General features: G+C 70.5%; 8 protein-coding genes. 4 read left to right on the top strand and 4 right to left on the bottom strand.

The features are described 5' to 3' along the window. On the top strand, positions 1 to 706 hold a 706-nt coding region (locus G6030_RS13805), incomplete at its 5' end, for a M23 family metallopeptidase (protein WP_347238669.1). 33 nt (positions 707 to 739) lie between these two features. Here G6030_RS13805 and G6030_RS13800 read toward each other — a convergent pair. Further along, complete coding sequence (locus tag G6030_RS13800; RefSeq protein ID WP_182643516.1) at positions 740 to 1,327, bottom strand: TetR/AcrR family transcriptional regulator C-terminal ligand-binding domain-containing protein; 588 nt, start codon at positions 1,325 to 1,327, stop codon at positions 740 to 742. A gap of 139 nt (positions 1,328 to 1,466) precedes the next feature. Between G6030_RS13800 and G6030_RS16620 the strand changes: the two genes are divergently transcribed. Beyond that, positions 1,467 to 1,634, top strand: coding sequence for an FAD-dependent oxidoreductase (locus tag G6030_RS16620; RefSeq protein WP_206680914.1), 168 nt, complete (start codon positions 1,467 to 1,469; stop codon positions 1,632 to 1,634). Between the two features lie 436 nt (positions 1,635 to 2,070). On the opposite strand, the gene G6030_RS13790 is transcribed toward G6030_RS16620, so the two are convergent. Further along, positions 2,071 to 4,545, bottom strand: coding sequence for a UvrD-helicase domain-containing protein (locus G6030_RS13790; protein WP_182643515.1), 2,475 nt, complete (start codon positions 4,543 to 4,545; stop codon positions 2,071 to 2,073). A gap of 42 nt (positions 4,546 to 4,587) precedes the next feature. Continuing rightward, positions 4,588 to 6,012 carry an amino acid carrier protein gene (locus G6030_RS13785; protein ID WP_182643514.1) on the bottom strand — a complete coding sequence of 475 codons (1,425 nt, stop codon included), beginning with the start codon at positions 6,010 to 6,012 and terminating at the stop codon, positions 4,588 to 4,590. Positions 6,013 to 6,071: 59 nt separating this feature from the next. Here G6030_RS13785 and G6030_RS13780 point away from each other — a divergent pair, with 59 nt between their 5' ends. Then, complete coding sequence (locus tag G6030_RS13780) at positions 6,072 to 6,353, top strand: chorismate mutase (protein ID WP_061229061.1); 282 nt, start codon at positions 6,072 to 6,074, stop codon at positions 6,351 to 6,353. Here the strand turns inward: G6030_RS13780 and G6030_RS13775 are convergent. Then, positions 6,259 to 7,005, bottom strand: a complete 747-nt coding sequence (locus tag G6030_RS13775) for a DUF5701 family protein (RefSeq protein ID WP_347238668.1) — start codon at positions 7,003 to 7,005, stop codon at positions 6,259 to 6,261. The genes G6030_RS13780 and G6030_RS13775 overlap by 95 nt on opposite strands. Before the next feature lie 51 nt (positions 7,006 to 7,056). Between G6030_RS13775 and pgi the strand changes: the two genes are divergently transcribed. Then, the gene (pgi, locus tag G6030_RS13770) at positions 7,057 to 8,715 is read left to right on the top strand and encodes a glucose-6-phosphate isomerase (RefSeq protein WP_182643513.1); all 1,659 of its coding nucleotides are present in this window, start codon (positions 7,057 to 7,059) and stop codon (positions 8,713 to 8,715) included. The last annotated feature ends 46 nt before the right edge of the window (positions 8,716 to 8,761 follow it).

The following is an 8,761-nucleotide window of genomic DNA, read 5'->3' as shown; positions in this document are numbered from 1 at the left end:
GGGCTCCGCGCTCAACGCTACCGGCACCCACTCGGCGGAGGCCGGCGACATCGCCCTGCTGGCCAACGGCGAGCCGGCCCCCGCCACCGCGAGCCCCGCGACGCCCGGGACCTCAGCACCGGCGACCCCGTCGGCGCCGGAGCCCGTGGTGGTCCCCGCCTCCGTCGGGGACACCGGCACCGAGAACATCCAGTCGGCCATGCTCTACGCCGGCACAGAGATCAACGCCCAGCGCGAGATCGCCGAGGAGCAGGCCCGACGTCCGAAGATCTCCCTCCCCGCGTTCGGTGCGTTCACCTCGCCGTACGCGATGCGCTGGGGGGCGATGCACAACGGCATCGACATCGCCAACGTCAACGGAACGCCGATTCTCGCGGCGACCGACGGCGTGGTGATCGACGCCGGGCCCGCTCAGGGCTTCGGCAACTGGATCCGCATCATGTCGGACGACGGCACGATGACGGTCTACGGCCACATGGAGACCCTCGACGTCCAGGAAGGCCAGCGCGTGTACGCCGGCCAGAAGATCGCCGGCATGGGCAACCTCGGGTTCTCAACCGGCACCCACCTGCACTTCGAAGTGCTGGTCAACGGCGGCAAGGACTACGTCGACCCGGTCGTGTGGCTGGCACAGCACGGCCTCGACCTGGCGATGGGTAGCCTCGCCGGCTCGCACGACCACGCCCACGGCTCGCTCGGCAGCTGAGCGCACCCGCCCCGCTGCCCGGCCGCTACCGCACTACCGGGCGCGTGTTCCGGTGAGCAGTAGGTCGACCAGCGCGTCCACCTCGGACGTGTCCATCGGACGGCGCATCGCCAGGGGCGTGAAGACGATCGGCATAAGGAGTGTGTCGACCACCGTGCGTGGGTCGAGCCCCTCCGCGACCTCGCCCCTCTCCGCGGCGACGTGCACCAGTCGGTGCCATGACTCCATCGCCGGCCGCCACTGATCCAGCACCGCCTGGTTGAACTCCGGATGTTGGCCGCCCGCCATGATCGCGGCGATCGCCACCTCGACCGGCCCTGCGGCGAACTCCGCGAGCCGGTGCGCGAGCGCCCGGAGGTTCTCCTCCCACGAGCCGGCGGCCTCGACGACCGGGGCCCGCCGCACATGGGTCCGCAGGGCCTCGACGAGCAGATCGTGACGAGTCGGCCACCACCTGTAGACCGTCCGCCGACCCACCCCCGCCCGCGCCGCGACGTCGACGATGCTGAAGGTCAGTCGCCCCTCGGCCAGAAAGCCGAGCGTCGCCTCCCCCACGGCCTGACGCACCTTCTCGCTGCGCCCACCTGCGCGTACCCGCACCCGTCCGTTCTCGGTGTCCACCCGGCCGCACCTCCGCCCCCGCTCGAGTGATAAGAGAGTCTACACACGCTTATCGACACACCCTGCGTTTTTACGAGCACCCACATGACATGCTCGACCCGGACGGGTCTCCGGCGCTCCGGGAGGGGAACCCGCTCACGTGGACACGAATCATCATGACCTCGTGGTGGTCGGCGCCGGCCCGATCGGCGCCGCGACCGGTCGCTACCTCGCGGAGCAGGGCGTCGACGTCGCGATCATCGGCCCCGGAGAACCCGCCTCACCCGAAGGCCACGAGGGGACCTGGGCGGGCTACTGCCGACCATGACGCTCTTGAAGTACCGCGACGGTGAGCGCCTCTACGGAGGGATCGTCATGGCCCCGCGCCCGTACCCGGACGGCCGGTGGTAACTCAAGCTGTCCGGCTCCAGCCTGCTGGACACCCCACTCGAGACCGCTGCCCAGACGGCGGAGTGGGTGCGCTCTGGCGGCAACCGGGCGGACATCGCGGAGGCCGCCGACGTCCTCCGCGATCTGCTCCCCCCACCACCGGTTCACGACCTTCCGCACCCGGCCGTATCTGGTCGCGGCGACGCCCGGCGACCGGCCCTACCGCGGCCCGTGGTCCGACAGCATCCCCCACGAGGTGTTCCGGGCGGAGTGGGCGGACGCATCCGCGTAGCCCACCGCGGCGCTCGGCCCCTTCCGAGTCAGTGCTTCTGCGGGGGTCAGTGCTCCTGCGGGGGTCAGTGCTCCTGCGAGTGTCAGAGCTTCTGCATGGGTACGCCCCCGATGAGCATGAGCCGCACCTTCCCGGAGGCGCCGAAGTCGATGGTCGCCGTGGCGCGCGGCCCGCTGCCGTCGCAGGAGAGCACCTTGCCGAGGCCGTACTTGTCGTGCGTGACCCGGTCGCCCGGCGCCAACTCCAGCGCGGGAGCTGACGGCTTCGCGCGCGGGATCCCGGGCGACCGCCCACCGGAGCCGCCGCCGGAACTGTATCCGCCGGAGCTGTATTCACCTGAGCCGTAGCCACCGGAGCCGCCGCCGAAGCGCCGCCGCGGGGCGTACGAGTCGTCATCCCCGAACCCGGCGCCGCCGGCCGGCTCCTCGCGCTGCCACTCGATCGCCTCGGAGGGGATCTCCTCCAGGAACCGCGACCCCGGGTTGGTCATGGGCTGGCCCCATGACGAGCGCATCATCGCCCGCGTCAGGTACAGCCGCCGCCGGGCGCGGGTGATGCCCACGTAGGCCAGCCGCCGCTCCTCCGACAGCTCCGCGGGATCGCCCAGCGCCCGCATGTGCGGGAAGAGTCCGTCCTCCATGCCGATGAGGAACACCACCGGGAACTCCAGGCCCTTGGCGGTGTGCAGGGTCATGAGCGTGACCTGCCCCTGGGCGTCGTCGGGGATCTCGTCCGCGTCGGCCACCAGCGACACGCGCTCGAGGAACGCCGCCAGCGATCCCGGCTCGGCCAGACCCTCGTCCAGGTCGGCGTCCGCGTCGGCCTCCTCGACGAAGCCCTGCTCGCGCGCAGAGCGCTGCAGCGCGGCCTCCGACGAGAACTCCCGGCCCACGCCCACCAGCTCATTGAGGTTGTCGAGACGCGCCGCGTCCTGCGGATCGTTGGACGCCTCCAGCTGGGCGCGGTAGCCGGTGCGCTCGAGCACCGCCTCCACGAGCGCGCCCACGTCGGGCGCGGAGTCGTGCCCGCCGGCGTGATCGTCGCCGTCGAGGCGCCCGCGCAGGTCGTCGAGCATCTCGACGAATCCGGCGATCGCCTTGACCGAACGCGTCGGCAGCAGCGAGACCTTCCCCTCCGCCGCGTCGCGCAGGGCCTGCGCGAAGCCGATGCCGCGCTGCTCCGCGTGGACCACCACGCACGCCTCGGCCCGGTCGCCGATGCCCCGCCTCGGTGTGTTGAGGATGCGCCGGATCGCCACCGCGTCGTCCGGGTTGTTCAGCACCTTGAGGTAGGCGACCACGTCGCGCACCTCCTTGCGCTCGTAGAACCGGGTCCCGCCCACGACCTTGTAGGGCAGGCCCAGGCGGACGAACACGTCCTCGATCACGCGGGACGAGTTGTTGGTCCGGTAGAACACCGCGACGTCGGAGTAGGACGCCTCGCCCGAGTCCACCAGCCGGTCGATCTCGCCGGCGATGAACCGCGCCTCGTCGTGCTCGTTGTCCGCGACATACCCCACCAGCAGCTCGCCGGCGCCCTCGGCGGTCCACAGGTTCTTCTCGCGCCGCCCGGCGTTCCGCGCGATCACGGCGTTGGCGGCCGACAGGATGGTCTGCGTGGAGCGGTAGTTCTGCTCCAACAGGATGGAACGGGCGTCCGGGTAGTCGTGCTCGAAGTCCTCGATGTTGCGGATCGTGGCCCCGCGGAACGCGTAGATCGACTGATCCGCGTCACCCACCACACAGAGTTCGGCCGGGGGCACGCCCACCTCGTCGTCGTCCCCCGCTGTGCCGCCCACGAGGGTGCGGACCAGGACGTACTGCGCGTGGTTGGTGTCCTGGTACTCGTCCACCATGACGTGACGGAACCGGCGGCGGTAGTACGCGGCCACCTCGGGGTGCGCGCGCAACAGGGCGACGGTCTCGCCGATGAGGTCGTCGAAGTCGAACGCGTTGGCCGACTGCAGCCGCGCCTGGTACTCGGTGAACACGGCCGCCACGGTCTGCGCGGTGCGATCCGAGTCCTCGAGCGCCCGGTCCATGGCCTCAGCCGGGTCGCGCAGTTCGTTCTTGTGGTTGGAGATGGCCGAGGCGAGCATGCGCGGGGTGAACTTCTTGACCTCGAGCTGCTGCTCCTTGGCGATCATCCCCAGCAGCCGCCGGGAGTCGTCCGAGTCGTAGATCGTGAAGTTCGAGTTTCGGGTCCCGAGCAGCGCCGACTGGCCCCGGAGGATGCGCACGCAGATCGAGTGGAAGGTGGCCACCCACATCCGCTCGGCGTGCGGGCCGACCAGCGCCGCGACGCGCTCGCGCATCTCGGCGGCGGCCTTGTTGGTGAACGTGATGGCCAGGATCTGGCCCGGGTGCGCGCCGCCCTCGGCCAGCAGGTAGGCGATCCGCCTCGTGAGCACGCTGGTCTTGCCCGACCCGGCGCCCGCGACGATCAGCAGCGGGCCGCCGCGGTGGGTGACGGCGGCGGCCTGCTGGGGGTTGAGCCCGTCGAGCAGCGGCGAGTGGGGCGAGTGCTGGCGGGCGGGGGCGGAGGCGGTGTCGGTCATCGTGGGATCCAATCTACCCACCCGGTCCGACACCGCCCGGGGTCAGCGCGTGCGGGCCCCCATGAACTCATCGACCTGCGAGGCGGTGGCGTCCAGACACGGGTCGTTGTCCAGGTAATGACGCGTCTCGCGGACGATCAGCCCGGACAGCACGAGCAGGCCGATGAGGTTGGGGATCGCCATGAGCCCGTTCATCACGTCGGCGAAGTTCCACACCACCTTGAGTTCGGTGACGGCGCCGATGAACACCACGCAGGTGAAGACCATGCGGTACGGGATGACGCCGCGCGCGCCCACGAGCCGCTCCATGCACCGCTCGCCGTAGTACGACCAGCCGAGGATGGTGGAGAAGGCGAAGAACGCGATGGACACCGCGACGAGCTTGTCGCCCTCGGGGATCGCGGAGGCGAAGGCGTCGGCGGTCATCGTGCCCGCGACGTCACCCCCTCCCTGCCACACGCCGGTGGTGACCAGGACCAGGCCGGTGAAGGTGACGACGATGATGGTGTCGATGAACGTCTGCGTCATCGAGACCAGACCCTGCCGGGTGGGGTGGGTGGTCCGCGCTGCCGCGGCCGCGATCGCCGCCGAGCCCATGCCGGACTCGTTGGAGAAGATGCCGCGCGCGACGCCCATCTGGATGGCGTACAGGATCGCGGAGCCCGCGAAGCCGCCGACGGCCGCGGTACCGGTGAAGGCGTCGGAGAAGACCAGGCCGAACGCCGCCGGGATCTGATCGGCGTTGACGACCAGCACCACGAGCCCGCCGATGATGTAGAGCAGGATCATGAGCGGCACGAACCCGGCGGTGACCCGCCCGATGGCCTTGATGCCGCCGAGGAGCACGGCGCCCGTGAGGACGAAGAGGACGATGCCGGTGGTCACCGGCGAGACGTCGAACGAGTTCTCCAACTGGGTCGCCACGGCGTTGCCCTGGGTCATGTTGCCGATGCCGAAGCTGGCCAGGACGGCGAACACCGCGAACACGATCGACATGACCAGGCCGACCCTGGCGCCTGATCGGCCGAAGATCTCGGCGAATCCTCGGTGCAGGTAGTACTGCGGGCCGCCGGACTGCTCGCCGCGGGCGTCGGTGACGCGGAACCGCACGCCCAGGAACGCCTCGGAGTACTTGGACGCCATGCCAACTAGCGCGGTGATCCACATCCAGAACAGCGCCCCCGGCCCGCCGAGCGCGATGGCGGTGGCGACGCCGACGATGTTGCCGACGCCGACCGTGGCCGCCAGCGCCGTGGTGAGCGCCTGGTACTGCGAGATGTCGCCCTCGCCGCCGCTGTCGTGCCGCTTGAGCAGGCCGAGCCGCAGTGCGGGGCCGAGCTTGCGGAACTGCAACGCCCGCAGTCGGACGGTGAGGAACAAGCCGGTGCCGAGCAGCAGCGGGATGAGGACGAACGGCCCCCAGATCACCGATCCGATGTCGGCGAGAAACGTGTTGAATTCTTCCACGGGCGCAAACACTAGACGGTTGTTCGGTCGCTCCGGGGTGCAGTGGGATAATTCGCTTCATGAGCACCGACCCCGCCGGCACCGACGATCCGCTGTCCGAGGCCGAGATCCAGGAACTGCGGCTGGAGATCGACCGTCTGGACGCCGAGATCCTGGACGCCATCACCCGCCGTAGCGAGATCTCCCGCCGCATCGGCCGCACGCGTATGCAGTCGGGCGGCACCAAGCTCGTGCACACGCGCGAGCTCAAGGTCTACGAGCGCTTCGCGTCCCTCGGCGAGGAGGGTCAGACGCTCGCCGGGATGCTCCTGCGCCTGGGCCGCGGCCGGCTGGGCTACTGAACCGGCCCCCGCCTGCCGGACGTCGACGCGAGCCCAGCCAGGTGTGGTGGTTGCCCGCCCAGCACCACCCCACCTTGGGCGCGCCCTTGTTCTCCTTGCCGTCGCGGCCGGTGCCGCCGCTGATCCACAGCGCGGGCGTGCGGGAGTCCAGCCCGCCGGTCGGCTTGGGTTTGCGCGAGCCGATACACATGAAGCACTTACCCGGCTCGAGCGCGTCGGGCTGCTGCAGTACCCAGCTGATCCCCTCGGAGACGGTCAGCGGAGTGCGTCCGCGGGCGGTCAGAGCCGCGTGCGCGTCGGTGGGGGTCCAGTCCAGCATGTCGTCACCGCGCGTGACGTCGTCGAGGAGGTAGAGCGGCGCGTCGGGGAGGGTGATGTCGTCGGTGGGTGTGAAGTCGGCGAGGTCGGTCATGTCGACGACGACGAAGCCCGCCTTCCCGTCGCGGCGCATGAGTGCCGCCAGTCGCGCGGCCGACAGGAGTGAGGGGTGGACGGCCAGCACGGCTCCGCCACCGATCCGCCCGTCACCGGGTCCGGCGGCCAACGCGCGGGCGTGGTCCCGCAGCTGATCGGCACTGATCCCGGCGATCTCCGGCACGCCGAGTGCGACCAGTCGCTCGGCCTGCGGGACGGGTGGAGTTACACGGGTCACATCCTCTGAACAGTCGGCGGCGCGTTCGTATTCCCGGCTAATCTCGCAGCCATGACCGACATCAGCACGACGGAACAGTGGGCAGCGGTCGAGGGCCTGGTCCCCTCGATCGGCGAGGTGACGTTGCGCGAGTTGTTCGACGCCGATCCCGAACGCGGCCGCCGGATGTCGGTCACGGCGGGCGACCTGCACGTGGACCTGTCCAAGCACCTGGTCACCGACGAGATCCTGCGCGCCCTCACCGAACTGGCCCACGCCGCCAGGCTGCCGGCGCAGCGGGCGGCCATGTTCCGGGGAGATCGCATCAACACGACCGAGGACCGTCCCGTCCTCCACACGGCGCTCAGGCTCCCGGCCGATGCCGAGCTCGTCGTCGACGGCTCCGACGTGGTGGCCGACGTCCACGCGGTCCTGGCGCGCATGACCGATCTCGCCGACCGCGTCCGCTCGGGCGAGTGGACCGGGCACACGGGCGAGCGGATCGACACGGTGGTCAACATCGGCATCGGCGGCTCGGACCTCGGCCCGGTGATGGTGGACGCCGCGCTACGCGAGCTACAGACCGCCGGGATCCGCGCGCGCTACGTCTCGAACGTCGACCCCGCGGACCTCACCGCCACCCTCGCCGAGATCGACCCGGCCACCACGCTGGTCGTGGTCGCCTCCAAGACGTTCACGACGCAGGAGACCATGGCCAACGCGCACGCGGCGCGGCGGCACTTCATCGAGGCCCTGGGGTCGGAGGAGGCGATCGCCTCTCACTTCGTCGCCGTGTCGACCGCCGCGGACGAGGTCGCCGAGTTCGGCATCGCCCCGGACAACATGTTCGGTTTCTGGGACTGGGTCGGCGGCCGCTACTCGGTGTCCTCCGCGATCGGGCTGTCGGTGATGATCACGGCGGGCCCGCCGGCGTTCGTCGAGATGCTCGAGGGCTTCCACACCATGGATCTGCACTTCGCCACCGAGGCGCCGGAGCACAACGCGCCGGTCCTCATGGCCCTGCTGGGGATCTGGTACACCTGCTTCCTCGGCGCCCAGTCCAAGGCCGTCATCCCCTACGCCCAGGATCTCCACCGGTTCCCCGCCTACCTGCAGCAGCTCACCATGGAGTCCCTCGGCAAGTCGGTGCGTCTCGACGGCTCGGACGTCACCTACCCGACCGGCGAGGTCTACTGGGGAGAGCCCGGTACGAACGGCCAGCACGCCTTCTTCCAGCTGCTCCACCAGGGCACCCAGCTCGTGCCCGTCGACTTCATCGGCGTGGCGCGTCCGGCCGCGGATCTGGACGCCGACGTCTCCGGCGCGACGGGGCCGGTGTCGATGCACGACATGCTCATGGCCAATCTCTTCGCCCAGTCGCGGGTGCTGGCGTTCGGCAAGACCGAGGAGGAGGTCCTCGCCGACGGCGTCGATCCCGCCCTCGCCCCGCACAAGGTCATGCCCGGGAACCGGCCCTCGACCACGATCCTCGCGCCGTCCCTCTCCCCCAGCGTCGTGGGCCAGCTCATCGCGCTGTACGAGCACATCGTGTTCACCCAGGCGGCGATCCTCGGCATCAACGCGTTCGACCAGTGGGGCGTGGAGCTGGGCAAGGCGCAGGCCGGCGAGCTGCTCTCCGCCCTCACGGCCGACACCCATCCCGAGCCCGCCTTCGACTCCTCCACGGACTCACTCGTCGAGATCTACCGAGAGGCCCGCGGGCGGCGCTGACGCCGGCCCGGCCGGAGCTGCCGTGGGCCCGGCCGGCGCTGCCGTG

It is taken from the genome of Dietzia sp. E1 (assembly GCF_014145015.1).
GTDB lineage: Bacteria > Actinomycetota > Actinomycetes > Mycobacteriales > Mycobacteriaceae > Dietzia > Dietzia cinnamea_A.
This window is presented reverse-complemented; position numbering and strand designations above follow the sequence as displayed.